The sequence below is a fragment of the Blastomonas sp. AAP53 genome, assembly GCF_000331245.1.
Classification (GTDB): Bacteria; Pseudomonadota; Alphaproteobacteria; order Sphingomonadales; family Sphingomonadaceae; genus Blastomonas.
In genome coordinates, this window is sequence record NZ_ANFZ01000002.1 from 155,829 (window position 1) to 182,430 (window position 26,602).

General features: G+C 64.0%; 23 protein-coding genes and 1 tRNA gene. 11 read left to right on the plus strand and 13 right to left on the minus strand.

What is annotated here, in order from left to right; all coding sequences use genetic code 11:
• Nucleotides 1-44 precede the first annotated feature (44 nt).
• Nucleotides 45-2,219 carry an ATP-binding protein gene (locus tag D618_RS0100770; RefSeq protein WP_017669574.1) on the minus strand — a complete coding sequence of 725 codons (2,175 nt, stop codon included), beginning with the start codon at nt 2,217-2,219 and terminating at the stop codon, nt 45-47.
• A gap of 173 nt (nt 2,220-2,392) precedes the next feature.
• Nucleotides 2,393-4,120, minus strand: coding sequence for a fatty acyl-AMP ligase (locus D618_RS0100775; RefSeq protein WP_026091131.1), 1,728 nt, complete (start codon nt 4,118-4,120; stop codon nt 2,393-2,395).
• Between the two features lie 207 nt (nt 4,121-4,327).
• Between D618_RS0100775 and D618_RS0100780 the strand changes: the two genes are divergently transcribed.
• Genes D618_RS0100780 through mtgA form a run of 3 tightly spaced genes read left to right on the plus strand, consistent with a single transcriptional unit; the run spans nt 4,328 to nt 6,076 of the window.
• Nucleotides 4,328-4,882: a RecX family transcriptional regulator gene (locus D618_RS0100780; RefSeq protein WP_017669576.1), complete on the plus strand. Its 555-nt coding sequence runs from the start codon at nt 4,328-4,330 to the stop codon at nt 4,880-4,882.
• Nucleotides 4,883-4,893: 11 nt separating this feature from the next.
• Entirely contained in the window at nt 4,894-5,397 is a 504-nt protein-coding gene (locus D618_RS17300; protein WP_238550555.1) for a DUF192 domain-containing protein, read from the plus strand.
• Between the two features lie 10 nt (nt 5,398-5,407).
• Nucleotides 5,408-6,076 carry a monofunctional biosynthetic peptidoglycan transglycosylase gene (mtgA, locus tag D618_RS0100790; RefSeq protein ID WP_152414485.1) on the plus strand — a complete coding sequence of 223 codons (669 nt, stop codon included), beginning with the start codon at nt 5,408-5,410 and terminating at the stop codon, nt 6,074-6,076.
• Between the two features lie 220 nt (nt 6,077-6,296).
• On the opposite strand, the gene D618_RS0100795 is transcribed toward mtgA, so the two are convergent.
• The 7 genes from D618_RS0100795 to cyoA are packed head-to-tail and all read right to left on the minus strand — an operon-like array spanning nt 6,297 to nt 13,072.
• Nucleotides 6,297-6,836: a response regulator transcription factor gene (locus D618_RS0100795; RefSeq protein WP_017669579.1), complete on the minus strand. Its 540-nt coding sequence runs from the start codon at nt 6,834-6,836 to the stop codon at nt 6,297-6,299.
• Nucleotides 6,833-8,128 carry an ATP-binding protein gene (locus D618_RS0100800; RefSeq protein WP_238550556.1) on the minus strand — a complete coding sequence of 432 codons (1,296 nt, stop codon included), beginning with the start codon at nt 8,126-8,128 and terminating at the stop codon, nt 6,833-6,835. The genes D618_RS0100795 and D618_RS0100800 overlap by 4 nt, the downstream gene beginning before the upstream one ends.
• Entirely contained in the window at nt 8,125-8,802 is a 678-nt protein-coding gene (locus D618_RS0100805) for an SURF1 family protein (RefSeq protein ID WP_026091132.1), read from the minus strand. Before D618_RS0100805 ends, D618_RS0100800 begins: the two co-directional genes overlap by 4 nt.
• Before the next feature lie 26 nt (nt 8,803-8,828).
• Nucleotides 8,829-9,212, minus strand: a complete 384-nt coding sequence (gene cyoD / locus D618_RS0100810) for a cytochrome o ubiquinol oxidase subunit IV (protein WP_017669582.1) — start codon at nt 9,210-9,212, stop codon at nt 8,829-8,831.
• Nucleotides 9,212-9,844, minus strand: a complete 633-nt coding sequence (gene cyoC / locus D618_RS0100815; protein WP_017669583.1) for a cytochrome o ubiquinol oxidase subunit III — start codon at nt 9,842-9,844, stop codon at nt 9,212-9,214. Before cyoC ends, cyoD begins: the two co-directional genes overlap by 1 nt.
• 4 nt (nt 9,845-9,848) lie before the next feature.
• Nucleotides 9,849-11,870 carry a cytochrome o ubiquinol oxidase subunit I gene (gene cyoB, locus D618_RS0100820; protein ID WP_017669584.1) on the minus strand — a complete coding sequence of 674 codons (2,022 nt, stop codon included), beginning with the start codon at nt 11,868-11,870 and terminating at the stop codon, nt 9,849-9,851.
• The gene (cyoA, locus tag D618_RS17305; RefSeq protein WP_017669585.1) at nt 11,867-13,072 is read right to left on the minus strand and encodes a ubiquinol oxidase subunit II; all 1,206 of its coding nucleotides are present in this window, start codon (nt 13,070-13,072) and stop codon (nt 11,867-11,869) included. The genes cyoB and cyoA overlap by 4 nt, the downstream gene beginning before the upstream one ends.
• A gap of 127 nt (nt 13,073-13,199) precedes the next feature.
• Between cyoA and D618_RS0100830 the strand changes: the two genes are divergently transcribed.
• Nucleotides 13,200-14,522, plus strand: a complete 1,323-nt coding sequence (locus tag D618_RS0100830; RefSeq protein ID WP_017669586.1) for an MFS transporter — start codon at nt 13,200-13,202, stop codon at nt 14,520-14,522.
• Nucleotides 14,523-14,549: 27 nt separating this feature from the next.
• Entirely contained in the window at nt 14,550-14,744 is a 195-nt protein-coding gene (locus D618_RS0100835; RefSeq protein ID WP_017669587.1) for a hypothetical protein, read from the plus strand.
• Nucleotides 14,745-14,781: 37 nt separating this feature from the next.
• Here the strand turns inward: D618_RS0100835 and D618_RS0100840 are convergent.
• Nucleotides 14,782-14,858, minus strand: a tRNA-Arg gene (locus tag D618_RS0100840).
• Between the two features lie 244 nt (nt 14,859-15,102).
• Between D618_RS0100840 and D618_RS0100845 the strand changes: the two genes are divergently transcribed.
• Both D618_RS0100845 and argF read left to right on the plus strand, forming a co-directional pair.
• On the plus strand, nt 15,103-16,302 hold the full coding sequence (locus D618_RS0100845) for an aspartate aminotransferase family protein (protein ID WP_017669588.1): 1,200 nt from the start codon (nt 15,103-15,105) through the stop codon (nt 16,300-16,302).
• Between the two features lie 159 nt (nt 16,303-16,461).
• Nucleotides 16,462-17,388: an ornithine carbamoyltransferase gene (argF, locus tag D618_RS0100850; RefSeq protein WP_017669589.1), complete on the plus strand. Its 927-nt coding sequence runs from the start codon at nt 16,462-16,464 to the stop codon at nt 17,386-17,388.
• A 77-nt stretch (nt 17,389-17,465) separates the two neighbouring features.
• Here argF and D618_RS0100855 read toward each other — a convergent pair whose 3' ends face one another.
• Together D618_RS0100855 and D618_RS0100860 are read right to left on the minus strand one after the other, a co-directional pair.
• Nucleotides 17,466-18,245, minus strand: coding sequence for an outer membrane protein assembly factor BamD (locus tag D618_RS0100855; RefSeq protein WP_017669590.1), 780 nt, complete (start codon nt 18,243-18,245; stop codon nt 17,466-17,468).
• Nucleotides 18,246-18,370: 125 nt separating this feature from the next.
• On the minus strand, nt 18,371-20,392 hold the full coding sequence (locus D618_RS0100860; RefSeq protein ID WP_152414459.1) for a TonB-dependent receptor: 2,022 nt from the start codon (nt 20,390-20,392) through the stop codon (nt 18,371-18,373).
• A 267-nt stretch (nt 20,393-20,659) separates the two neighbouring features.
• On the opposite strand from D618_RS0100860, the gene D618_RS0100865 reads away from it, so the two are divergent.
• Together D618_RS0100865 and D618_RS0100870 are read left to right on the plus strand one after the other, a co-directional pair.
• Complete coding sequence (locus D618_RS0100865; RefSeq protein WP_017669592.1) at nt 20,660-21,235, plus strand: PH domain-containing protein; 576 nt, start codon at nt 20,660-20,662, stop codon at nt 21,233-21,235.
• 12 nt (nt 21,236-21,247) lie between these two features.
• The gene (locus D618_RS0100870) at nt 21,248-22,561 is read left to right on the plus strand and encodes a M20/M25/M40 family metallo-hydrolase (protein WP_040369980.1); all 1,314 of its coding nucleotides are present in this window, start codon (nt 21,248-21,250) and stop codon (nt 22,559-22,561) included.
• A 51-nt stretch (nt 22,562-22,612) separates the two neighbouring features.
• Here D618_RS0100870 and D618_RS19570 read toward each other — a convergent pair whose 3' ends face one another.
• Nucleotides 22,613-22,963, minus strand: a complete 351-nt coding sequence (locus D618_RS19570) for a hypothetical protein (RefSeq protein WP_152414461.1) — start codon at nt 22,961-22,963, stop codon at nt 22,613-22,615.
• A gap of 747 nt (nt 22,964-23,710) precedes the next feature.
• Between D618_RS19570 and creD the strand changes: the two genes are divergently transcribed.
• Together creD and D618_RS0100880 are read left to right on the plus strand one after the other, a co-directional pair.
• Nucleotides 23,711-25,060 carry a cell envelope integrity protein CreD gene (gene creD, locus D618_RS0100875; protein ID WP_017669594.1) on the plus strand — a complete coding sequence of 450 codons (1,350 nt, stop codon included), beginning with the start codon at nt 23,711-23,713 and terminating at the stop codon, nt 25,058-25,060.
• A 61-nt stretch (nt 25,061-25,121) separates the two neighbouring features.
• Nucleotides 25,122-26,408 carry an acyl-CoA dehydrogenase family protein gene (locus D618_RS0100880; protein ID WP_017669595.1) on the plus strand — a complete coding sequence of 429 codons (1,287 nt, stop codon included), beginning with the start codon at nt 25,122-25,124 and terminating at the stop codon, nt 26,406-26,408.
• Nucleotides 26,409-26,602: the final 194 nt, after the last annotated feature.

Genomic DNA, 26,602 nt, shown 5'->3' on the forward strand with positions numbered 1-26,602 from the left:
AATACAGTGGGAAAGTGCAAGGGAAATGCAGGGCTTGGTCCCGATCAGCGGGCCAGCATCTGCCGGACCTTGATCGCCAGCGTGTCAATCTGGAACGGCTTGGTCAGCATATCCATGCCATGATCCAGAAAGCCGCTGCGCACCGCTGCACCCTGCGCATAGCCGGTGACGAACAGCACCCGAAGGTCCGGCCTGTCCTGCCGCGCGATCTCTGCCAGCTGCCGACCGTTCAGGCCCGGCAGGCCGACATCGGAGATCAGCAGATCGATATGCAGACCCGATCGCAGCAGGGCCAGTGCCTCTTGCGCATGTTCGGCCTGTTGCGGCGCGTAGCCCAGCTCTTCCAGCACGTTGACGATGACCATGCGGACGGCGGGGTCGTCTTCCACCACCAGCACGGCCTCACCCGTGCCGCCGGGGCGTTCTGCCGTGTGCGGTTCATTTACCGCGACCGGGGCATCGCTGCACGGCAGGAACAGCTTCACGCTCGTGCCGGCGCCAAGCTCGCTGTAAATCCGGACATGGCCGCCCGATTGCTTGAGGAAGCCGTAGATCATCGACAGGCCAAGGCCCGTGCCCTGGCCGATCGGCTTGGTGGTGAAGAACGGCTCGAACACCTTGGTCATGGTTTCGGCAGCCATCCCCTGGCCGTTGTCGGAAACGCTGAGCACCACATAATCACCCGGTTGCAGGTCTTCGCCGGTCTGGGCAAAGCCAGTGCCGAGCTGCATCGTCGTGGTCTCGACGGTCAGATGGCCGCCCCGGGGCATCGCATCGCGCGCGTTGATGCACAGGTTGAGCAGCGCGTTTTCCAGCTGGTTGGCATCGGTGCTCGCCGGTGGCAGGCCATCTGCCAATGCAACCGCCATATCCACCTGTTCGCCCAAAGTGCGGCGCAGCAGGTCTTCCATGCCGTGGACCAGCTGGTTGATATCCGTCGGCTTTATGTCCAGCGACTGCCGTCTTCCGAAGGCCAGCAGCCGCGCGGTGAGCGCCGCTGCGCGCTGGGCAGAGGTTTCCGCCGCATCGAGGTAGCGCAGCACCTGCTGGGTCTTGCCCGATTCCAGAAAGCGGCGGATCAGATCAAGGCTGCCGATGACGCCGGTGAGCATGTTGTTGAAATCGTGCGCCAGCCCGCCGGTGAGCTGGCCGATGGCCTCCATCTTCTGTGACTGGCGCAGCGCCTCGGCGGTCGCCTCGTGCTCGGTCATGGCCTCTGCGATCCGCTGCTCGAGCGTCTCGTTCAGCTCCTTCAGCGCCCGTTCCGATTTGCGCTTGGCGGTGATGTCAGTGAACAACGCCGCGACCTGCCGGTCCTCAGGATCGCCGATGCGGAAGGCGTAGACATCAAACCAGCGATTATCGAGCGCGGTTGCCAGATTTTCCACCCGCACCGGTGTCCCTGTGCGCGCGACGTCTCCATACAGGTCGAACCAGTATTGATCGTGCGTGGGGGCCATGTCGCGGATCCAGCGCCCCTGCGCATCGTCCAGCCCGGTATGGGCGGCGAACGCGTCGTTGACTTCCAGAAAACGATAATCGACCGCGCGCCCGGTCTCGTCATAGCGCATTTCGAACACGCACAGGCCTGCGTCGATCGCATTGAACAGATGGCTGTATCGCTGCTCGCTCGATGTCCGCGCGGCTTCCGCCTGCTCCCGGCCGGCGATTTCAGCCTCCAGCACCTGGGTCCGCTCATCGCGCTGGGCGACGGCGCGGCGCAGCTCCAGCTGGGTCATCACCTGCCGGGCGAGCACTTCCAGCGTCAGTCGCTGACGATCGGTGATGCCTTCGGGGCGTGGCTTGTGATCGAGCACGCAGACCGTACCCAGTGCCAGTCCCTCTTCGGTCCTGAGCAGGGCGCCGGCATAAAAACGAAGGCCACCATCGACCGCAACCAGGGGATTGTTGCGGAAACGCTCGTCCAGCAGCGTATCGGGCACGATGAACAGATCGTCCTGCAATATCGCGTGCGCGCAGATCGACACATCAAGCGGCAGTTCGCGTGCGCCGATGCCGATCTCGGCCTTGAACCACTGGCGGTCGGACGCGATCAGGTTGACGACGGATATCGGCGCGTCGAAAATGTCGCTTGCCAACCGGACGATATCTTCGAATTCCGGCTCCTTGGGGGTGTCGAGGATGTCATAGCGCAGCAGCGCCGCCAGCCGATCGGCGTCCGCCGTGGCCGGTTCAGGACGGCAGTCAGGGGCTGGCATCGTGTTCACAGGGCATCAGCTACCATAATCCGACTGCTTTCATCACCGCAATTATCCAGGTTGCTTACTTTCGGCCACCCGATGCGTTCCTGCGCGATCAAGATATGGGTCTGATTGCCCCGGTCAAAGCTACCCGGAGCACTGCCACATTCGGCTTTCCGGTGATAACGCCGTCAGGCCGCCAGTTCGTACGGCTGGATTTCGCCTGAGAGATACAGGTTGCGCGCCTTGGCACGGCTGAGCTTGCCCGATGAGGTGCGCGGCAGGGTGCGTGGCGGAACCAGTTCGATCACGCAGTTCATGCCGGTGATCGAGCGTACCTTCTCGCGGATTTCGTCGCGCAGGCGGCGGCGCTCGCCCTCGTCGGTGGTGCGGCACTGCACCAGCACGGCAGGAGCCTCTTCTCCGGCAGGCGTGGTGATCGAAAACGCGGCAATGTCGCCGGACTTGAAGCCGGGCAGCTGTTCGACCGCCCATTCGATGTCCTGCGGCCAGTGGTTCTTGCCGTTGATGATGATCATGTCCTTGGCGCGGCCGACGATATACAGATAGCCATCGACCATATAGCCCATGTCGCCGGTATCGAGCCAACCGTCGATCAGGCACGCTTCGGTCGCTTCCGCGTCGCGGAAATAGCTGTGCATGATCGATGGACCAGCGGTCCAGACCTTGCCGATCTCGCGATCGGTCAGTACCCGGCCATCGGTGTCGCGGATTTCGATCGACATTCCACGGCAGGGCTTGCCGCAGTTGACGATCGAGCGGTAGCGGCGCGGCTTGGACACATCGACAGGCGCGCCCGAAAGACGCTGTTCCTCGACCAGATCGACGACGATGCCCTCGCCCGGTGGCATCAGGGTGACTGCCAGCGTCGCTTCGGCGAGGCCATAGCTGGGCAGGAAGGCGCTGGCCTTGAAGCCCGCCGGCGCAAACGCATTGACGAAGGACTGCATCACATCGGGGCGGATCATGTCCGCGCCATTGCCCGCCAGCCGCCAGCGCGACAGGTCGAAGCGTTCCTCGACGCGCGACAGGCTGCCGATGCGGCGGGCGCAGATGTCATAGCCGAAGGTCGGCGAATAGCTGCACGAGGTGCCGGGGTTGCGGCTGATCAGGTCGAGCCACGCCAGCGGGCGCCGCGCGAAATCCTCGGTCTTGAGGTAATCGGTCGACACCTGGTTGGCGACCATCGAGAGCATGCAGCCGACCAGCCCCATGTCGTGATACCAGGGCAGCCACGAGATGCAGCGGTCGCTTTCGACCACATGCATGCCGTGCGAATGCGCCGCCAGATTGCTGAGCAGCGCCGAATGCGTCACCGCCACGCCATGCGGGAAGCGGGTCGATCCGCTGGAATACTGCAGATAGCAGATATCGTCGGTGCTCGCGGCGGGCAGTTCGACCTCGGGGGCTGGCTCGCTGGCAAAGCTCTCCCATTCCAGCCCCTCGACACCGCAGCGTCGCGCAGCCTCGCCGCCCATGTCGGCCAGCTCGGCGGGATAGAACAGGAATTTGGGGTCGCTGGAACGCAGCTGCACGCTCAGTTGTTCGACATAGCTTTCCTTGCCGCCGAAGCTGGTGGGAAGCGGCAGCGGGACCGGCCAGGCGCCGGCATAGACTGCGCCGAAGAACAGCGCGGCAAATTCGGCGCCGGTTTCGGCGACGATGGCGATCCGGTCTTCCTTCTCCACGCCGCGTGCGATCAATCGCCGGGCATGCGCCAGCGCATCGGTGCGCAGTTCGCTATAGGGATAGGGCCGTACCAACGTGCCGCGCGGATCGTGAAAATTGAATCCTCGCAGGCCCTGCGCTGCGTAATCGAGCGCATCGCCCAGCGTCGCGAAATCGGCGAAGCGACGTACAAGGCTGTCTGCGGTTGGAGTTGGCTGCAATTGCGTCATGCGTGTTACCCGTTGCTTTCCTGTGCGCGCTGCCGGTTATCCGGTCTTTAACGCTGCATGGCCAGTGTCTTGCGGTCTGCCCATGCTCGAATGGCTCAGGGATGAACGGCTTTTGTGAAGGCCGTGCTATCCCGGAATAGCCCAGGAAGGGCTCTAGCCGAAGACAGACGTTCTAATTTCGACCCGACTGTGGCACAAAAAAGGCGCATGACCGCTCCTTCCCGACAGCGCAAGCGCGAAAAGCGTCCGCCCAAGCCGCTCGATGAGCAGGCGCTGCGCGATCTTGCGCTGCATTATCTGGGCCGGTTTGCCACCACCAGGGCGCGGCTGGTGCAGTACATGCAGCGCAAGGTGCGCGAACGCGGATGGGCAGGGGATGTCTCGCCCGATTTCGACCAGATCGCCGATCGCTGCGCCGAGCTGGGCTATGTCAACGATGCTGCGTTTGCCGAGATGAAGGGCGGTGCGCTGCTGCGCCGGGGCTTCGGGCCACGCCGGGTGGAGCAGGCTCTGCAGGCGGCGGGGGTTAGCGAGGCCGATCGCATGCCATTGCGCGATGCCGGGCGCGATCAGGCGGCAAGCGCGGCGATCGCCTTTGCACGGCGCAAGCGGATAGGCCCGTTCGCCAGCGAATCTGCCGATCCCGACCGCAGGCGCAAGCAATTGCAGGCGTTTATCCGCGCAGGGCATGATTTTGCGCTCGCCCGCACACTTGTTTTCGCCGATAGCATGGAAGAGATTGCGGGGCTGGACGAGGACTGACGGAGAGAATGATGGTGAGCAAATATTGCGGGGCGATGCTGGCGACACTCGCACTGGTGGCGTGCAATGCCTCTGCCCCCAGCGATGCGGTGGCGCAGCGTCCGGCGGCGGAAAAATCCGCCCTGTCGCCCGCCGGGCTGGACCTGGTGCCGCTGACCATCAAGAGCGGCGCGAAGACGCACGCGTTCACCGTGGAAATGGCCCGCACCCCACAGGAACAGGCAAAGGGGCTGATGTTCCGCACCGAACTGGCGCCCGACATGGGCATGCTCTTTCCCTTTCCGAGCCCCAAGCCCGCCGGCTTCTGGATGAAGAACACCGTGATCTCGCTCGATCTGCTGTTCGTGCGCGCCGATGGCAGCATCGAGAGCATCGCGGCCAATGCCGTACCCTATTCGCTCGACCCGATCAGCTCTGGCGAGCCGGTGGCGGCGGTGCTGGAACTGGCCGCTGGCCGTGCAGCGGAGCTTGGTCTGAAGCCGGGCGACATCGTCACCTGGCGCGACGGACGTTGAGGCTGGCGTGCTGGGTCGCCTGATCGCTTTCGTCTTCAAGCTGGTCTTCGGCTTCGTTCTGCTGTCGGTGGTGATCGTGGCGCTGTATCGCTTCGTGCCGCCGCCCACGACGATCACCATGCTGACGGATGCCAATGGCGCGACCCGTGACTGGACCTCGCTCGACTCGATCGACCGCAACATGGTCTCGGCGGCGATTGCGGCGGAGGATGGCAAGTTCTGCACGCACAGCGGCTTCGACCGCGAGGCGATCGAGGATGCGGTGCGGCGCAACGCGCAAGGCGGGCGGATTCGCGGCGGATCGACAATCAGCCAGCAGACCGCCAAGAACGTGTTCCTCTGGCAGAACGGCGGCTTTTTCCGCAAGGGCCTGGAGGCGTGGTTCACCGTGCTGATCGAGGGCATCTGGGGCAAGCGCCGGATCATGGAGGTCTACCTCAATGTCGCGGAAACCGGGATCGGGACCTATGGCGTCGAAGCCGGCGCGCAGCGCTATTTCGGCAAGGGCGCAGCCTCGCTGAGCCGAGACGAGGCGGCGCGCATGGCCGCCGCGCTGCCGCTGCCCAAGAAGCGTTCGGTCAAGAACCCCAGCGGCTTCGTCCGCCGCTATGGCAACAACATCGCGCGGCGCATCCGCATCGTCCAGCGCGATGGCCTGGATGCCTGCGCGCGGCCTTGAGGGGATTTACGGCTGCAGCGGACAGGACCGCCACCTTCACCAACATCCGCTCATGCCTGAAACGAGTTCAGGCCAGGCTCTGCGCAGCGGGCGTAGCCCGCATCGTCGAAGGACCCGCGTTGACGCAATCGGTATTGCGGGGCCTTCGACAAGCTCAGGCTGAGCGGAGGTGGTGCGGGTGGCGCGGCACCTTCGACAGGCGCAGCCTAGGTTGCCGCCGCTATCGCACCTGCCGCTTTTCCAGCTTTCGGGCCAGCGTACGTCGGTGCATGCCGAGCCTGCGGGCGGTTTCTGAAACGTTGAAGTCGGTGTCGACCAGGGTCTGGTGGATATGCTCCCACTCCACGGTCTTGATCGACGACTGGCGAGTATCGACGGCGGTGGCAGCGTTGCCCTCGGTGCGGGCGAAGGCGGCTTCGATATCGTCGGTGTTCGACGGCTTGGCGAGATAATGGTCCGCGCCCAGCTTGATCGCCTCGACCGCCGTTGCGATGCTGGCAAAGCCGGTTAGCACCACGATCCGCGCGTCTGGCGCTGCTGCGCGTACCGCCGGCACGCAGGTCAGGCCCGAAGCGCTGCCGACCAGCTTGAGGTCGATCACCGCATGCGTCGGCACCAGCCCTGCCTCCAGCAGCGCCGTCAGCCCTTCAAGGCTGGACGCGGAAGAGACGGTGTAGCCGCGTCGTTCGAACGATCGCCGCAATGTGCGAGCGAAGGTTTCGTCATCCTCGACGATGAGCAGATGGGGCAATGTGGTCATGTCCGGTCTCCGGCGGGATAGGCGATGGCGTCCAGCGGCAGCGATATGGTCACCTGCGCGCCGCCCGCAGCATGGTTGCCCGCGCGCACCTCTCCGCCAAGCTTGCGCATCACGTTGACCAGCAGGAACAGCCCCAGGCCGCCACCGGGCCGCCCCTTGGTCGAGCGATAGGGGCGCCCCAGCCCGTCGAGGATTTCCTGCGGAAAACCCGGCCCCCGGTCGGTGACCGTCAGTTCCAGCGTCTCGCCCTGGCGTACAGCGCGCACTCCGACCCATTCGGGCGAGACATCGACCGCATTGTCGATGACGTTGCCGATCACCTGGCGCAGCGCGGGGTCGGAGACGATGGCGATATCCGCACCGAACCGGTCGATGTAATCGAGCGTGGTCAGGCCGCGCGCCTCGCGCCATTCATCGACGATATCGCCCAGGAACGCCCGCATCGTGGTGCGTTCGGGCGCTTCGCCGCGCGCTTCGCCGGCAGACATCAATATGCCGCTGACGATGGTCTTGCAACGCTGCACGGCGGCCTGCATGTCGTCGAGATCGGCGGAGAGGTCGGCAACCGCCTTCAGCTCGGGCATCGCGCGGAAATCGTTGACCAGCACCGACAGGGTGGCAAGCGGCGTGCCCAGTTCGTGCGCTGCGCCCGAGGCGAGCAGCCCCATGCGCACGATATGGTCCTCTTCCGCCGCGCGCTGGCGAATGGCGGCGAGGGCGGAATCGCGATCCCGCAGGTTGCGCGCGATCCGGGTGACGAACGCGACCAGCAGCACCGCGATCAGGCCAAAGCAGACGAAGCTGCCCTGCAGGTAGAGGCTGAATTCCTCGTCCTGCAGATGCGGCGGCAATGTCAGCGGCACGGGATCGATCGCCAGCACTGCGAGCGCGCCCAGCGAGGCTGCGACCATCGCCCAGGATGCCGCCGCGCGCAGCACCATCGCACCGATCACCACCTGCAGCAGGAACAAGGCCGCAAAGGGATTTGCAAGGCCCCCGGTGAAATGCAGCTGCCAGGTCAGCGCCGCAATATCGAACATCAGCGCGGTGAACAGCGCATATTCGAGCCCAGCCTCGTGCCGCCGCAGGATGTACAATGTGACGAGGTTGATGAACACCAGAAGCGCGATCGCCAGCAGCAACGGGGCCAGCGGCAGCGGGATTCCCATCGGCCCGTCCACCAGCAGGATCGTGAAAAGCTGCCCGCCCACCGCCAGCCAGCGCAGCTGGATAAGCAGCGCCATGTTGCGGCGGACGGCATCGGTCACCTGGGGGGCGGGGGCAGCGATCATCGTTTGCGCCATACCATCATTGCGCCCCAGGCACAGCCGATGGCGAGCGCTAGCCAAGTGAGTGCGTAGACCAGGTGATTGTCGGAAAAACGCACCACAGTCAGCCCGCCGACGGGATAGCCGCCGGGGTTGGGCGCTGCATCGACATCGATGAAATAGGGGGCCGTATCGGGGAGGGCGCGTGCCGATGCGATCGCGGCGACATCGCGCGAATACCAGCGGTCGTCTTTGGGATCGTTGGAGCGCAGAAAGCCGCCACCCGGTTCGCTGATCCGCAACAGGCCGGTGACGGTGACGGGGCCCGGCGGATTGCCCTGCACGCGGGTGGTAACCTTGCGCCGGTCGGGCGGCACGAAGCCGCGATTGACCAGCACGGTGAAGCGATCGCCTACCAAGGGGGTCATCACCCAAAAGCCGCTGCCGCGTGTCGTGACCGCCTGCACCAGAGCTTCGCGGTCGTGCGCGAAACGGCCGGTGAACGTCACGCGGCGATAGGCGTCGCGTTCGGCGGTCAGGCGCGGCCACTCGTCGGGGCCGGGCGCAGCGACAGGTTCTGCCGTGCTGCGGGTCTCCACCGCCTCGATCAGCGCAGCTTTCCACGCGCGCCGCTGCACCTGCCAGACGCCCAGGCCCACGCCGGCCAGCGCCAGGGCGAGCAGGCTGATGGCCAGCACGACGCGCGTGGCTGGCCTGCGCGCTGTCACGGCAGCTGGCTCATCTCTTCATGCGCCATCGGCATCATGTTGGCGTTGAGGTGGCTCATCACCCAGAGCGATCCCGACAGCATGATGCCGACGACGATGATCGTGAAGATCAGCGAGGTGATCGACCAGCCGCCTTCGGCCTTGGGGGTCATGTGGAGGAAATAGACCATGTGCACGACGATCTGCACCACCGCGAAGAGCATGATCGTCACCGCCGTCATCGCGGGCGACAGCGCGCCGGTCATCACCAGCGCAAAGGGGATTGCCGTCAAAATGACCGAGAGGATGAAACCAGTCGCATAATCGCGATAGCTGGCGTGCGGAATCTCGATGCCGTGGCTGTCGTGCTCGACCTGCTCGGCGTGGGTGTTGGCGCTCATCACAGCATTCCCATCAGATAGACAAAGGTGAACACGCCGATCCAGATCACGTCGAGAAAGTGCCAGAACAGGCTGAGGCAAGCAACACGCCGCTGGTTGGCGGGGTTGAGGCCGTGGCGGCCCAGCTGCACGATCAATGTCACCAGCCAGACAAGGCCGAAGGTGACATGAAGCCCGTGCGTGCCCACCAGCGTAAAGAACGCCGAGAGAAATGCGCTGCGCTGCGGGGTCGCGCCGATATGGATCAGGTGCGAAAACTCGTACAGCTCGATGGCGAGGAACGCCGCGCCGAACAGGCCGGTGACCGCCAGCCACATCTGCGTGTGGCGCAGGTTCTTGTTCTGCATCGCGATCATCGCAAAGCCATAAGTGATCGACGAGAACAACAGCATCGCGGTATTGAGCGCGATGAGGTTGAGGTCGAACAGGTCCTTGGGCCCCGGCCCTGCGGCGAGGTTGCCGCCGAGAACCGCGTAACAGGCAAACAGGATCGCGAAGATGAGGCAGTCGCTCATCAGATAGATCCAGAAGCCCAGCAACGTGCTGTGCCCCTCGGGGTGCGGATGCTCGTCGATCTCGTAATAGACCGGCGCTTCGCTGCCTGCAGCTATCGTGGTGGTTGCGCTGCTCATGGCCTCAGGCTCCTGCGCTGGCGAGCAGGCGCGCCCGCTTGGCCTCGGTCGCGGCGACCTCGGCTGCCGGGATGTGGAAATCGCGCTTGTAGTTGAAGGTGTGGATGATCGCGGTGGCGATCAGCGTGGCAAAGCTTGCCCCGGCCAGCCACCAGATATGCCACACCAAAGCAAAGCCGCACACGGTGCTGATGCCCGCCAGGATGATCCCGGCGCCGGTGTTCGATGGCATGTGGATGTCCTTGTAGCCGTCTGCCGGATGCTCGACGCCCGCCGCCTTCATGTCGTACCAGGCGTCGAGCGCATGAATGCGCGGGGTGAAGGCGAAGTTATAGTCCGCAGGCGGCGAGCTGGTCGCCCATTCGAGCGTGCGGCCGTTCCACGGGTCGCCCGTCGTCTCGGCCAGTTCCTCGCGCTTCCAGATGCTGACGGCAAACTGGATGAGCATCGCGGCGATCCCGGCGGCGATCATGAACGCACCGACAGCGGCGATGGCGAACCAGATCTGCAAGGACGGATCGTCGAACACCCGCATGCGGCGCGTCACACCCATCAGGCCCAGCACATAGAGCGGCGCGAACGCGACCCAGAAGCCCGGGACCCAGCACCAGAAGCTGACCTTGCCCCAGAACTGGTTGAGCTTGAAGCCGAACGCCTTGGGCCACCAGTAGTTGATCGCCGCGAAGATGCCGAACAGCACGCCGCCGATGATCACGTTGTGGAAGTGCGCGATCAGGAACAGCGAGTTGTGCAGCACGAAGTCGGCAGGTGGCACCGCGAGCAGCACGCCGGTCATCCCGCCGATGGTGAAGGTGAGCATGAACGCCACCGTCCACATCATCGGCAGTTCATAGCGGATGCGGCCACGGTACATCGTGAACAGCCAGTTGAAGAGCTTGGCCCCGGTCGGGATCGAGATCACCATCGTGGTGATGCCGAAGAAGCTGTTGACGGACGCGCCCGAGCCCATGGTGAAGAAGTGGTGCAGCCACACGACATAGCTCAGGATCGTGATCACGACCGTCGCATAGACCATCGAGGTGTAGCCGAAGAGCTTCTTGCCCGAGAAGGTCGAGGTCACTTCGCTGAACACGCCGAACAGGGGCAGGATGAGGATGTACACCTCGGGGTGGCCCCAGATCCAGATGAGGTTGACGTACATCATCGACGACCCGCCAAAGTCGTTGGTGAAGAAGTTGGTGCCGACATAACGGTCGAGCGTAAGAAGCGCGAGCACCGCGGTGAGCACGGGGAAGGATGCGACGATCAGGATGTTGGCGCACAGCGAGGTCCAGGTGAAGATCGGCATCTTCATCAGGCCCATGCCCGGGGCGCGCATCTTGAGGATGGTGACGATCAGGTTGATGCCCGACAATGTCGTGCCGACGCCCGCGATCTGCAGCGCCCAGATATAGTAATCGACCCCGACGCTGGGACTGTACGATATGCCCGACAGGGGCGGATAGGCCAGCCATCCGGTTGCGGCAAACTCGCCGACGAACAGCGATGCCATCGTCAGCACCGCGCCCGAAGTGGTCATCCAGAAGCTGAAATTGTTGAGGAACGGGAACGACACGTCGCGCGCGCCGATCTGCAGCGGCACGACATAGTTCATGAGGCCCGTGATGAACGGCATCGCGACGAAGAAGATCATGATCACGCCATGCGCGGTGAAGATCTGGTCGTAATGGTGCGAGTTGAGATAGCCCTCGGATCCGCCGAACGCCATCACCTGCTGCAAGCGCATCATGATCGCATCGGCAAAACCGCGCAGGAACATGACCAGGCCCAGGATCATGTACATGATGCCGATCTTCTTGTGGTCGACGGTGGTGAACCACTCCTTCCACAAATAGCCCCACAATTTGTAGCGGGTCACCAACGCGAACAGGCCAATCCCGCCGATGATCACGACAACCATCGTGGAGAGCACGATCGGGTCATGCGGCAGCGAGTTCCAGGAGAGCTTGCCCAGCAGCAGGCTGGGCTCGGCAGCGGAGGTGGAGACGACGGCGTTCGCGGTCATGATGCGGGGTCCATGTTGCCGGCCTGAGACAGTTCAGCCGGCTTGGGGGTGTTCGATCGGGTGCGGAAGGCGGGTCCGCCGGGGCGGGCCAGGCCGGCTCCGGTGAGCGTGGCGAGGTCGATCACGCGATCTTCGATCCGTGCCAAGCTGGCGCCGAGCAGTTCGGGATTGGTGCAATTCTCGGCGATATAGCGGTCGCTGGCGGTGTCGCCGGTGCCGCGCGCGGCGAACTTGTCATACGACAGCTGGCGCACATTGTAGAGCCCGGCGCGGCCCATGCCGCCGCGCGCATCGATCGCCATCATGTCGTGCATGCACATCTTGCCGGGTTCGGCGCACAGGTTGACGATGCGGTCGAACAGCCCGGTCTCGACGCTGGCGAAGCGACGCACCGGCACCTTTTCGCTGGGCCGTTCGAGCTTGAGATAGGCGGCGCGGTCGAGCGTCGCTTGCGCGGTGCGCGTCTTGGCGGCCCAGCGCTCGAAGCCCTCTGCCGTCATGCTGCGCACCGCAAAGCGCATGTTCGAAAAGCCTGCGCCCGAATAGTTGGCGGAAAAGCCCTCGTAATTGCCGGTCTCGTTGAATACCGCGTGGAGCTTGGTTTCCATGCCCGGCATCGCATAGATCTGGCCGGCCATGGCGGGCACGTAGAAGCTGTTCATCACCGAGGACGATGAGATGCGGAACCGCAGCGGGCGGCCTTCGGGCACGGCCAGCTCGTTGACCGTCGCCACGCCCTGTTCGGGATAGATGAACAGCCATTTCCAGTCGAGCGCCACGACCTGCACCTCGAGCGGCTCGACCTCGGCGCCCACCGGCTGGCCGGGCGCGGTGCGTGCGAGCGGGCGATAGGGGTCGAGCAGGTGCGTGCCGACCCAGGTGACAGCGCCCAGGCAGATGATGATCAGCAGCGGCACCGCCCAGATCAGCAGTTCCAGCTGGGTCGAATGGTCCCAATCGGGCTTGTAGGTGGCTTGCGTGTTGGCTGCGCGATACTTCCAGGCGAACCATCCCGTCAGCGCCATCACCGGCACGATGATGATCAGCATCAGCAATGTCGAGACGACCACCAGATTGCCCTGCTGCTGCGCTACATCGCCCGCCGGATCGAGCACGACCATGTTGCATCCGCCCAGCAGCGGCAAAAGGCAGGCGGTGGCGATCCAGCGGCCTAGCCGCGCGCGTGACAGGGGTCTTTCCATGGCTGTCCGATTACCCCTCGGACGACCACCGGGACATTGGACATTTTGTCCAATGCAATGATCTGGATCAAAGAGGCATAAGATAGCTGCAGATATTTGTGCGCTCTTGACCCTGAGGAATCTGACCATGGCGACGACTACCGTCCCGACGACCGAGGCTGAACGCGACGCGCGTGCGGTCAACGCCGATGGCCATCCGGTCGCGCCGGGTGAAATCGCCATCGGTGTCGTGATCGGGCGCACGTCCGAGTTCTTCGACTTCTTCGTCTACGCCATCGCCTCGGTGCTGGTCTTCCCCAAGCTGGTCTTCCCCTATCTCGATCCGCTGACCGGCACCTTGTGGTCGTTCGCGATCTTCGCGCTGGCGTTCGTCGCGCGTCCGGCGGGAACCGCGATCTTTACCGCGGTCGACCGCGCTTATGGTCGCGGTGCCAAGCTCACCATCGCGCTGTTCCTGCTGGGTGGGTCGACCGCGGCGATCGCGTTCCTGCCCGGCCATGCCACGATCGGCATCGGTTCGGCGCTGCTGCTCGCCTTGTTCCGCATGGGGCAGGGCGTGGCTTTGGGCGGGTCGTGGGATGGCCTTGCCTCGCTGCTCGCGCTCAATGCGCCGAAGGAAAAGCGCGGCTGGTATGCGATGATCCCGCAACTGGGCGCACCGTTCGGTCTGATCGTGGCCAGCCTGCTGTTCGCCTTCCTGATTTCCGCGCTGCCCGCAGAGGATTTCCTCGCCTGGGGCTGGCGCTATCCGTTCTTCGTCGCTTTCGCCATCAACGTGGTGGCGCTGTTCGCCCGCCTGCGCATCGTGGTGACGCCCGAATATACCGAGCTGTTCAAGAACCAGACGCTCCAGCCCGAACCGGTGTTGGGCACGATCCGCAGCGAATGGCGGATTATCGTGCTGGGCGCGTTCGCCCCGCTGGCCAGCTTTGCCATGTTCCACATGGTGACGGTCTATCCGTTGAGCTGGGTGTTCCTGTTCACCGATGAATCGCCGGTGCGCTTCCTGCTGATCGAAGCGGGCGCTGCGGCACTGGGCGTGCTCGCAATCTTGATGTCGGGCCGGCTCGCGGACGCCTATGGTCGTCGCACCGTGTTGGCAGCGACCGCAGTTGCGATCGCGGCGTTCAGCGGCTTCGCGCCGCAGCTGCTCGATGCCGGCAGCGCGGGCGAGGCGGTGTTCATGTTCGGCGGATTTGTGCTGCTCGGGCTCGCCTTCGGTCAGTCGTCGGGTGCGCTGTCGTCATTCTTCCCCCTGAAGCACCGCTATACTGGCTCAGCGCTGACCGCAGACCTTGCCTGGCTGTTCGGCGCAGGCTTTGCCCCGATGGTGGCCCTGTGGCTGTCTGCCAATTACGGCCTGCTCGCGGCGGGGGCCTATCTGCTCTCCGGCGCGCTGGCGACGTTGGCAGCCTTGTGGTTCAACCGCGAACTTGGCCAGCAGCAGTAAGCGCAGGCACGAAAAGGGGCAGGGGGCATGTTTGTTCGCTTCGATCCGGACTGGCCGCCCCTCGATCCACCCCGCCGCGCGCCCGATCCACCCCCGCGCCGGCTGCAGCCCGACCAGGAAAGGCGGCTGCTCCAGGCGATCGGGTTCAACCTGGTGCTGATGATCGTCGCCCCGATCGGCGGCGCAACCGTCATCGGCGCACTTCTCGGCTGGTGGCGCTGATCGTGTTGAGGCGGGAAAACGCACTATCGCGCGGAAATGGTGCACCCGACTGGATTCGAACCAGTGGCCTCTGCCTTCGGAGGGCAGCGCTCTATCCAGCTGAGCTACGGGTGCATCGCGCCGGGAAGACGCCATTAGCAAGCTCGTTCGTGCGCCGCCAGCCCCTTTGTGCGGCGATCCAGCTGTGCGTTGCTCCGAAGATTGACCCGATGGGGTTTGGGGCGCTATAGATTGGACTTGCAAGCTGGCGGCCCTGATCAAGGGGTCGCCTTTTTACGTTTGGTGCAGCGGTCCCCTGCGCCTAGCCGGCTTGCCGATACATGATCCGGGATCCCGAGACAGGAAGGACAAGGCCGTCATGACGATCACGCCGCTGATGCCCGTTTACCCCCGGTGCGATGTACGCCCGGTGCGCGGCGAAGGCTGTTACCTGATCGGAGAACGTGGCGAGCGATATCTGGACTTTGCCAGCGGCATCGCGGTCAACCTGCTCGGCCATGGCCACCCGCACCTGACAAAGGCGATCCAGAAACAGGCCGAGACTTTGGTGCACGTGTCCAACCTCTATGGGAGCCCGCAGGGTGAGCATCTGGCGCAACGGCTGGTCGATTCGACCTTTGCCGACACCGTGTTCTTCACCAATTCCGGCGCAGAGGCGTGCGAATGCGCGATCAAGACCGCGCGCGCCTATCACCAGTCCGAAGGCGGCGATCCCAACCGCACTGTGCTGATCACCTTCCGGAACGCCTTTCACGGGCGCACGATGGCGACGATCAGCGCGTCGAACCAGGAGAAGATGCACAAGGGCTTTGCCCCGCTGCTGCCCGGCTTCCGCTATGTCGATTTCGATGATCTCGAAGGCGCCAAGGCGGCGATCGGGCCTGATGTCGCAGGCTTCCTGGTCGAGCCGGTGCAGGGCGAAGGCGGCGTCCGCCCGGCGTCCCCCGAGTTCATGAAGGGCCTGCGTGATCTGTGCGACGAGCACGACCTGATGCTGGTGCTCGACGAGGTCCAGTGCGGCGTTGCGCGCACCGGCACGCTCTATGCCTATGAGCAATACGGCATCGAGCCCGACATCATGGCGACCGCCAAGGGCATCGGCGGCGGCTTCCCGATGGGGGCGTGCCTCGCCACCGAAAAGGCGGCGCGCGGCATGGTCGCAGGAACGCACGGATCGACCTACGGCGGCAACCCGCTGGCGATGGCGGCGGGCGAGGCGGTGCTCGACGTCGTCGACAATCCCGAGTTTCTCGCCCACGTCCGCACGATGAGCGAGCGCCTGCGCGGTGCGCTGGAGCAGTTGATCCCCAACCATGATGCGATCTTCGATTCGGTGCGCGGCATGGGGCTGATGCTGGGGCTGAAGCTCAAGGATCAGGCGGAAAACCGCGCGTTCGTGGCGCATCTGCGCGATCATCACGGTTTGCTGACCGTGGCAGCCGGCGAGAATGTCGTACGCATCCTGCCGCCGCTGGTGATCGAGCAGTCTCATGTCGACGAGTTCATCGAGCGCCTGTCTGCAGGTGCGCGAGACTTTGCGATGCCGGTAGCGGCTTGACGTACCTTTCCTCTCCCTCAGGGGAGAGGGACAGCTTCGCGTCAGCGAAGCAGGGAGAGGGGATATTGCGATACCGCAAAGCCCTCTCCAACTTCGACTAGGAGCTGCGCTCCAAGTCTGCGTATCCTCTCCCCTGAAGGGAGAGGGGGGAGACATAGCATGACCCGTCATTTCCTGAACCTGTCCGATGCCGGACACGATGCCCTCGCCGCCATGCTCAACGATGCGCTCGACCGCAAGGCGGCGCGCCACGGCTGGCCGCGAGGCAAGGCTGATCCTGATGCGCCGCTCGACGGTCACACGCTCGCCATGGTGTTCGAGAAGAACTCCACCCGCACCCGCGTGTCGTTCGACATGGCGATCCGCCAGCTTGGCGGCACCAGCCTGGTTCTCGATTCCGGCAGCACGCAACTGGGGCGCGGCGAGACGGTCGCCGATACGGCGCGCGTCCTGTCGCGGATGTGCGATGCGATCATGATCCGCACCGATGACCATGCCAAGATCGAGGAAATGGCGCATTTCGCGACTGTTCCCGTGGTCAATGGCCTGACCGATCTGTCGCACCCATGCCAGATCGTCGCGGACCTGCTGACCATCATCGAGCACCGCAAGGCCTTGCCCGGACTGATCGTGGCCTGGCTGGGCGATGGCAACAATGTGCTCAACTCGATCGTCGAGGCTGCCGGGCTGATGAAGTTCCAGGTGCGCATCGGTTGCCCGCAAGGCTATGATCCCGATCCGGCCTTCGTTGCGGCGGCACAAGCGGCAGGCGGCACGATCAGCTTCCACCGCGATGCTGCCGAAGCGGCGACGGGCGCCGATGTCCTCGTCACCGATACCTGGATCTCGATGGGGCAGGACCATGCCGAAGCCAAGCTCAAGGCCATGATGCCGTTTCAGGTCGACGACGCGCTGATGGCGCTGGCGAGGCCCGATGCGCTGTTCCTGCACTGCCTGCCCGCGCACCGCGAGGAGGAGGTCACCGCCAGCGTCATCGATGGTCCGCAATCGGTGGTGTGGGATGAGGCGGAAAACCGGCTGCACGCGCAGAAATCGGTGCTGCGCTGGGTGTTCGGCCAGATCTGACGTTCAGCCAAGTCGAACACAAAAAAGCCCCGGAGCATCGCGCTTCGGGGCTTTTTGAGTGAGGTTTGCCGGACGGATCAGCTGGTGATCAGGTCGCTGTGCTTCTCGGTCAGCTTGTAGGCCTTTTCATACCAGTCGGAACCGGGATAGTTCGCGCCCAGCACGGCAGCGGACTTCTTCGCTTCTGCCGGGATGCCCAAAGCCAGATAGCATTCGGTCAGCCGGTACAGCGCCTCGGCGGCGTGGCTGGTGGTCTCGTACTTGTCGATCACTTCGCGGAAGCGCAGGGTCGCGGCCAGCCAGTTGGAGCTGCGCTGGTAATAGCGGCCGATTTCCATTTCCTTGCCCGCGAGGTGATCGTTGACCAGATCGACCTTCAGCCGGGCATCGGCGGCATAGCGCGTATTGGGGTAGCGGCGCATGACCTCGCCCAGCGAGGCCAGCGCCTGCTGGGTGATCTTCTGGTCGCGGGTGATATCGCTGATCTGCTCGTAATAGTTCAGCGAGATCAGATAATAGGCGTAGGCCGCATCCTTGTTGCCCGGATGGATCGCCAGGAAGCGCTGCGCCGACTGGATCGACTTATTGTGATCCTTGGCCAGATAATAGCTGAACGAGCTCATCAGCTGCGCGCGACGCGCCCAGGGCGAATAGGGGTGCTGACGCTCGACCTCGTCGAACAGCTCTGCCGCGATCCTGTTCTGGCCACGGTCGAGCCGGTCCTTCGCTGCCATGTACAGCGTGCTGACATCGCGCGCGATGTAGTTGGTGTTGACCTTGTTCTTGCCGCCTGCGCAGCCGGACAGCATCGCCAGCGCCGCAGCGCTTGCCATAGCCAGTTTGATCGCCTTGTTCATGGCCGCAACCCTTATCGGCTAAGCACCCGTGCGCCAAGCGCAAATCAAGCGGGGTGGCGAGGATTCGCCGTGTTGCCGTTTCGCTAGTTTTCCGCGCCTGTATCGCCGATGAACCAAGCCGAATATCAGAAGCTGCCGTTGATGTTCAGCCTGACCACCGGTCCGAAAAAGCGGCTGCGATCCTCGATGAACGCGACCGGTCCTGTGCGCCGGTCCACATAGAAGGTGCGGCGAAAGGCCTCGTTGGTGCCGATGATGTTGGACAGGCCCAGCCGCACCGTCAATCCGCGCACGTTCTTGTTCTCGACATAAAAGCCAAGGTCCCCGCCTGCGATCGGGAATTCGGCCAGCTGGCTCAGCCGCACCTCGTCGGCCTGGCTGAAATCGAAATAATTGCCGCCCACCGCCCAGTCGCCGCCGGGAATGTCATAGCGCAGCTCGGCGCTGAACTCGTGGATCAGGTCGCCCGAGATGCGGCGACGAATGCCGGTGAGCGGGTCGGGAAGGCTGGACTTGCGATAGGTATAATCAATGTCGAAGCGCACCCCGGTCCAGCCGATGACATCCATCTTGAAGGTGCTGTCGATCGAAAAGCCCCAGATGGTGGCGCTCTCGATATTGCCGGGCGCCTCGCCGGTGGCGCCGATCGGCACCTGATCGACGATATCCTCGACAAAATTGACGAACGCCTTGGCGTTGATTGATCCCAAGGCGCCCAGGTTCTGCGTTGCCTGGAAATCGACGTTCCAGCTTTGCTGGGGTACGAGTTCCGGGTTGCCGCTGTTCTGGTTTTCCGCGCCCAGATCAGCGGACGCCACGAAATCGAAGAAGTTGAGTTGGCCGACATCGCGTTGCAGGCGCAAGGAGAGGTCGAGCTTTTTCGTCGGCTTCCATGCCAGCGAGACGAAGCCCTTGGGGCGGATGAAGCTGCGCGTCAGGCCGCCCGCACCGCTTTGCATGATCTGCGAGTATTCCGCGCCCAGCGAGGTCTGCAGTGTCAGCCGGGGTGACAGCGGGTGGCCATAGCTCAGGCCGATTTCGGCGCGCTTTTCCTCCACCACCGCATCCGATCCGGGCAGCGGCACCGGCTGAAAAGCGCCTGCGGCATCCAGCAGCTGCAGGTCGGCGCTGGTGTCCAGCGTGTTGATCGCGCCCTCCAGGCTGAACTGCCAGTCGGCAGCGCCCGCCTTCCAGCCATATTCGGCGCGCGCGATGGTCTCTGTCTCGTCGATCACCGTGGCCAGGCTGTTGCCCTCGCTCGGACGGCGGTCCTCGAAGTCGAGGACCACGCGCGTGAAGAACGGGCTGTGCTCGAACCGGCGCAGGCCGATGAGCTTGAGATTGCCGCCCCCCAGCGGGAACAGGTAATCGCCGCCGATCTCGTAATTATACTCCTTCTCGGTCTCCAGATAGTCGCGGTCGCGCACCACCTCGCCATCCGAATCCTCGGTGATGCGTACCCAGGGCCGCTCGAACGACAGGTTGAGGTTGCCGATCTGGCCGCTGTTGCCGGTGTATTTGACGCCTGCTGCAATGCGCGGCTGGTCGCCATTGACGTACAGCTCCTCATAGCGCCGGTCGGTGACATTGCCGTTCCCGTCGAGCACGCGTTCGGTCCCTGCGTTACCGTTGCGGAAGCTGACGTTTGAAAGGCTGAGCGTATAGGCGATCTGGCCTGCCTTGCCGCTGATCGACACTTCGCCGTCGAGATATTGCGGATCGGTGCGGCGAAAGCGGACGCGCGGGCTCCAGCGGAACTGGCCGGTGAGAGAATCGATCTTGCTGACGATATTGACCACCTGGCCGGTCAGGCCCGGCAGGTTCAAGGTCGCGCCGTCGATCAGTTCGATACGGATGACGTTGCCAGCACCGATGCGGCCCAGTTCGGACACGACATCGTTGCTCTTGCCCGAAAAACGCTCGCCGTTGATCAGCACGTTGCTGCCGCCCTGGCCAAGTCCGCGCCGGTCCTCGCCCTCGGCGATCGAGAAGCCGGGGATCTGCTGCACCATGTCGAGCGCGGTGCGCGGGGCGAAGCGGTCGAAATAATCGGGCGTGAAGCTGCGCAGCGCAGCCGTCTGGCCCGCCGGAGCGGCAGCGGCAGTGTCTGCCGGCGGCGCATCCTGCGCCATGACCGCTGCTGGCATGAAAGCGATGGCCAGCGCCGCTGCAGATCCAAGATACCGGCTTTTCAAGAAGATTCCCCCGCATGACACGGATGCTGCCCGACTGTCGCAGTGGTCAACTACATCCGTAGACGTCCCTTGGTCCCTTGCCGTCCCGTCGTGCGCTCCAGGTTCGACCGGCGGTCATCCAGCTTCGACCAAATGCAATTGGTTCGCAGCACGATGCAATCCCGTTTACCGCCGCGAGCATGCCGGTTAAGACAGGCGGCTTCAGGGGGAGGACGCGCCATGGACCCGCACGACATTATCGAACATCGCCCGATCGAGAACCGGTCCACCGTGCGTCGGATGGAAGGGCTGCCGCGCATCGAGTTCCGCTCGTCCACCTTCGCCTGGCTGTTCCAGTCGGGCAGCGGGTGGATCATCCTCGCGCTGGCGATCGCTGTGATCGCGGGCGGATCCTATGCGGGATACTGGTGGCAGACCTCTGCCGTGCTCGCGGTGGTGCTGGGCGTCTATATCGCCTGGACGCACATCGAAAACCGCACCAGCCTGTTCTGGATCGACGACCAGCGCTTGTTCATGCGCCGCGGCATCCTGATGCGCAGCGAGGAAGAAATCGAGCTGTACCGCATCAAAGACGTCAAGGTGTCGTTCTCGATCATCCAGCAGATGTTCGACAACGGCACCATCCAGATTTCATCCTCCGATTCGAGCGGGCGGCTGGCCTCGGCCGCGCCGCATCCGCGCACCTCGATCGAGGTGACCAATGTGCGCGACGCCCGCGCGATCCGCGCCGAACTGCGCGACCGGGTGGAGGCGATCCGGCAAAGGCGCGGCGTGCGCGAACTCGATATCGGCTGACAGGGAAACACCATGACATTGAAGACCTTCGGCCTTGCTGCCGCCACCGCATTGCTCGCTTTTGCCACGCCCGCGCATGCCAAGCTGTCTTCGCAGGAAGCGAAGATGGTCGAGGCGGTGGACAAGGGCCACGACCGCTGGATCGGCGTGCTCGAGGCGATTACGCGGCAGAACAGCGGCAGCCGCAACCTCGCGGGTGTCAAAAAGGTCGGCGACATGGTGACGCCCGAGCTCGAGAAACTGGGCTTCAAGGTCGAATGGGTCGACCAGAGCGCGGCCAAGCGTTCGGGCCACCTCATCGCCACGCGCACCGGTCGCCCCGGCAGCACCAAGATGCTGTTGATCGGCCATCTCGACACCGTGTTCGAACCCGATTCGCCCTTCCAGGGGGTCAAGCGGCTCAACGAGACGACGCTCGAAGGCCCGGGGATCGAGGACAACAAGGGCGGGGTCGTCACCATGTTCGCGGCGCTCGAGGCGATGCAGGCAGCAGGCACGCTGTCCGCTGCGACCATCACCGTCGTGCTCACCGGTGACGAGGAGGATGCGGGCGATCCTATCGATGTCGCGCGCGCGGACCTCGTCAAGTGGGGCCAATGGGCCGATGTCGCGCTCGATTTCGAGGGCTTGAGCCAGATCGACGGCAAGGACATGGGCGCAATCGCGCGCCGCTCCTCCAATAGCTGGCAGATCAACGCCACCGGCAAGGAAGGGCACAGCCAGGGCATCTTTTCGACAAGCGCGGGGCATGGCGCGATCTACGAGCTGGTGCGGATCATCGACCGCTTTCATAAGGAACTGCCCGAGGACAAATTGACCTTCAACGTCGGCCTGATCGCGGGTGGATCGGTGGCGCAGCTCGATGCCGATCTGGTCCGCGCGCAGGTGGCGGGCAAGACCAACATCATCCCGGCCCTGGCAGTAGCGCGCGGCGATTTCCGCACATTGAGCGACGAACAGTCCGAGCGGATCAAGGCCAAGATGCAGGCGATCGTCGCCCAGCACCTGCCCGGCACTAGCGCCGAGATCGTCTTCGAACAGGGCTATCCGCCGATGGCCCCGACCGAAGGCAATCGCGGCCTGCTCCGCCGCCTCAACCTCATCAACGCCGACCTCGGCCTCGAACAGATGGCCGAACTCGATCCGCTGAAGCGCGGCGCGGGCGATATCTCGTTCGTCGCGCGCTATGTCGACGGGCTGGTCGGCATGGGCCCTGCGGGCGACGGCGCGCATGCTCCAGGAGAGACGGTCGATCTGCCGAGCATCAAGCGCCAGGCGAAAAGGGCCGCGATTTTGATGACGCGGTTGTCGATGGAGAAAAGGTGAGGGGTTGGCGGGATGTTGAATGGCTGATTGTGGGTGGGGGGCTGCCTAAGATCATTTGATTTGCTGCGTGTGCCTCAGGATATAAGGCTGGCAGACCGTGGTGCAGATTAGCTCGGTACCACAGGCCGATTTCTCTACGGTTCCTGTCAGTTTTATTCGGCTCGCATGTGGTGCGTTGACAGTTGAATCGACAGCAACACAGCTTCCCGGCGCATCAAAATAATCCCTTGAGCCGAAGTAAATGCCGGTTGCTTCGTGCTGCTTGGACCAGTAGCCGGAGAGTACGACAGTCTCATTCAAATGCCCTTCTAGCATCTGATAATTCGAGATACGGCTCGGGCCGGAAGTTGAAACACAGCCAACCAACGTTATCGCAAGTGCGGCTAAGTGAACACGGGCCATCCTGCTTTTCTACCAGACAAAAGAGCATCTGCAATGAGGGCATATGCAGAGCGGCAGGTTTATTCTAAATGCTCAACCCACCTCCGCTCAGCCTGAGCCTGTCGAAGGCCCCGCTATACGGCCCGCGTGGGTGCGGGTCCTTCGACTTCGCGGGCATTGCCCGCTGCTCAGGATGAGCGGAGGTGGTTGGGCAAGCGGTATTGCCGTTTGCCTGCGAAGGCAGGCATCCATCTCCTGCCCTTATGCCCGGCACGGCGGTCAGGTGATGGGCCCCTGCCTTCGCAGGGGAACGGTGAGGTGCGGGGAGGGGCGCCGTTGGGCGAAAGCTCTTCGCGGCTTCGCGGGCTTCGCGTGAACCCATTTTTCTCACGCGAAGACGCGAAGGCGCGAAGGGTATTGCGGATGAGCGCGCCTGTTGATGGACAACAGGCGAGGGGCTAGCCGAAAGGGTAGCGCGTACGTCCCTCGACTTCGCTCGGGACAAACGGATGGTGGCCGCCTCAACCTCTCCGCGTTCCCGAGCGAAGTCGAGGGACGTACGCGCCCAGCTATCCGAATTGTCGGGAGATGGTGGAAACCGGACGCCCCAATTGCTAGCGGGCAACGAACGGGCGGGACATCCGGCTTCCGCTATAGGGTTAACCCCGCCTTCACCGATTCGCTGTGACGCAGTTCACACCCGATTCAGTTCGCGCTGCGTAGCTCGCCTGTGTAGTCTCATCGACACACCGTGAAGGACCGACACGCATGGCCAAGGAACGCAGCCCCGGTTTCAAGCTGGGCATGACCGTGCTGATCGGCGCGTTGCTCGCGATCCCCCTGTTCATGGTCTATGCGCTCGTCTGGGACCGGCAGAGCCAGTCGGAGACCGCGCGCGCCAGCGTCGCCGAGGGCTGGGGCGGGCCGCAGATGCTGGCAGGGCCGGTGATGGTCATCCCCTATCGCCAGCAGTCGGTCGAGACGGTGACCGAAAACGGCAAGGCTACGACGCGGGCGGTGATGATCGATCGCGAGCTGTTCCTCGCGCCGGTGACCAATACCGCCAGGGTCGATGTCGAGCCCGAGCGGCGGACCAAGTCGATCTACGAAACCGTGGTCTACGAGGCGCGGGTCAAGGGCACTGCGCGCTTTGCGCTGCCTGCCGACCTCGCGCGCTTCGGCGTGAAGCCGGAGGAGCTGCTGCTCGACCGCGCCGAAATCCGCGTCGGCATTTCCGATGCGCGCGGGCTGCTTGCCGACAATGGCATCAGTGTCGGCGGCAAGGCTCTGCCCCTGCGGCCCGGCAAGGGGCTGGGCGCGACCAACGGGTCGGGTTTCTTCGCCTTTGCCGATTGGTCCGGTGGCGCGGCCGCGCCGCTCGATGTCGCCTATCGCTTCGGGGTGCGCGGCAACGGGCAGCTCACCCTGATCCCCGATGCGGAATCGACCGACTGGACGGTGAGCTCGCAATGGCCGCATCCCAGCTTTGCCGGACAGTTCCTGCCCAACAGCCGCTCGGTCACCGACAAGGGCTTCACCGCGCGCTACACGATCAGCAACCTCGCGCTCGGCCGCGCGATCGTCCAGCTGCCGCAGCCGGGCGAGCAAGTCGGCCAGGGAGCCCAAAGCGCGCAGATCGACCTGATCGAACCGGTCAACCTCTACAGCCAGGTCGACCGCGCGGTGAAATACGGCTTCCTGTTCATCGGCTTCACCTTCCTCGCCTTCCTGATGTTCGACATCATCGCGGGCGCGCGGGTTGCGGCGGCGGAATATCTGCTCACCGGCGCGGGGCTGATCCTGTTTTTCGTGCTGCTGCTCGCCTTTGCCGAGATGATCGGCTTCACGCTCGCCTATCTGCTGGCGTCGGGCGCGATCATCGGACTGATCAGCGCGTACAGCGCCGCCGTGCTGGGCAGCGCCAAGCGCGCAGGGTTCATCGCCGGGCTGCTGCTCGGCCTGTACGCCTTGCTCTACGTGCTGCTCAACCTTGAGGCCTATTCGCTGATCATCGGATCGGTGCTGCTGTTCGTGGCGCTGGCGGCGGTGATGTACGTGACGCGCAAAGTTGACTGGTCGGGGCTGGGCAAGCGCGAAGAGGCTGCCAGCGCCGCATAACGCTTGCCGGACGCGTAAAGCTGTCCATACTGCATCCAAACGATAAAGTGAGGATGCACCTATGGACTTTGCGCTCCCGGCGGAGCTGACCGCCTATCTGGCCGAGCTCGACGCGTTCATTGAAGCCGAGATCAGACCGCTCGAACAGGCGGACGACAATATCCGCTTTTTCGACCATCGCCGCGAATGGGCACGCACCGATTTCGACGCGGGCGGCCTGCCTGCTCACGATTGGGAAGAGCTGCTGCGCGAGGCGCAACGCCGCGCCGATGCCGCAGGGCACTGGCGGTTCTCCGCGCCGAAGAAATACGGAGGCAAGGACGGCTCCAACCTGTGGATGGCGGTGATCCGCGAGCATTTCGCCGCCAAGGGGCTGGGGCTGCACAACGACCTGCAGAACGAGCATTCGATCGTCGGCAATTTCCCCTTCGTCGCGATGTTCGAGGAGTTCGGCACCGAGGAACAGAAGCACGAGTTCATCCTGGGCGGGTTCGATCGCACCCGCATCACCGCGTTCGGCCTCACCGAACCCGATCACGGATCGGACGCCACGCATATGGAGACGCGCGCCGTTCGGGAAACGCGCGATGGCGTTCCCGGCTGGCGGATCGATGGCGAGAAGATGTGGATCACCGGCATGCATGTCGCGACGCACTGCGCGCTGTTCGTGCGCACCAGCGGCGACGATGGCAATGCGCGGGGCATCACCTGCCTGCTGGTGCCGACCGATACGCCGGGGTTGAAGATCGAGGAGTATCTGTGGACCTTCAACATGCCCACCGATCACCCGCGATTGTCGTTCAGCAACGTCTGGGTGCCCGAAACCGCGATGCTGGGCGAGGAGGGGCGCGGGCTCGCGCTGGCGCAGAGCTTCGTCCATCAGAACCGCATCCGCCAGGCGGCCTCGTCGCTGGGCGCGGCGGTGTTCTGCATCGAGGAAAGCGTGAAATACGCGCGAAAGCGCAAGCCCTTCGGCAGGCCGCTCGCCGAGAACCAGGGCATCCAGTTTCCTTTGGTGGAGCTTGCGACGCAGGCCGAGATGCTGCGCTGGATGATCTACAAGACCGCGTGGGACATGGACCGGATGGAGCACAAGGCGATCGAACGCGAAATCTCGGACAAGGTCAGCATGTGCAACTACTGGGCGAACCGATTGTGCTGCGAGGCGGCAGACCGCGCGATGCAGGTGCACGGCGGAATCGGCTATTCGCGGCACACCCCGTTCGAGCACATCTACCGCCACCACCGCCGCTACCGGATCACCGAAGGATCGGAAGAGATCCAGATGCGCAAGGTGGGGGCGTATCTGTTTGGGTACCTCGGACCACGCAAGGGGAGTTTCGATTGAGCAACAAAAATCCTCCCCCAGCTTGCTGGGGGAGGGGGACCGCCCGCGCAGCGGGTGGTGGAGGGGCAGAGGGATCGTGATCTCGATCAAGCGGCGTGCCGACCTGCTTCCCCTCCACCACCGACCTGTGGTCGGCGGTCCCCCTCCCCGAGACAAGCTCGGGGAGGATTCAAAAAGACTGTCAACTTTTCCTG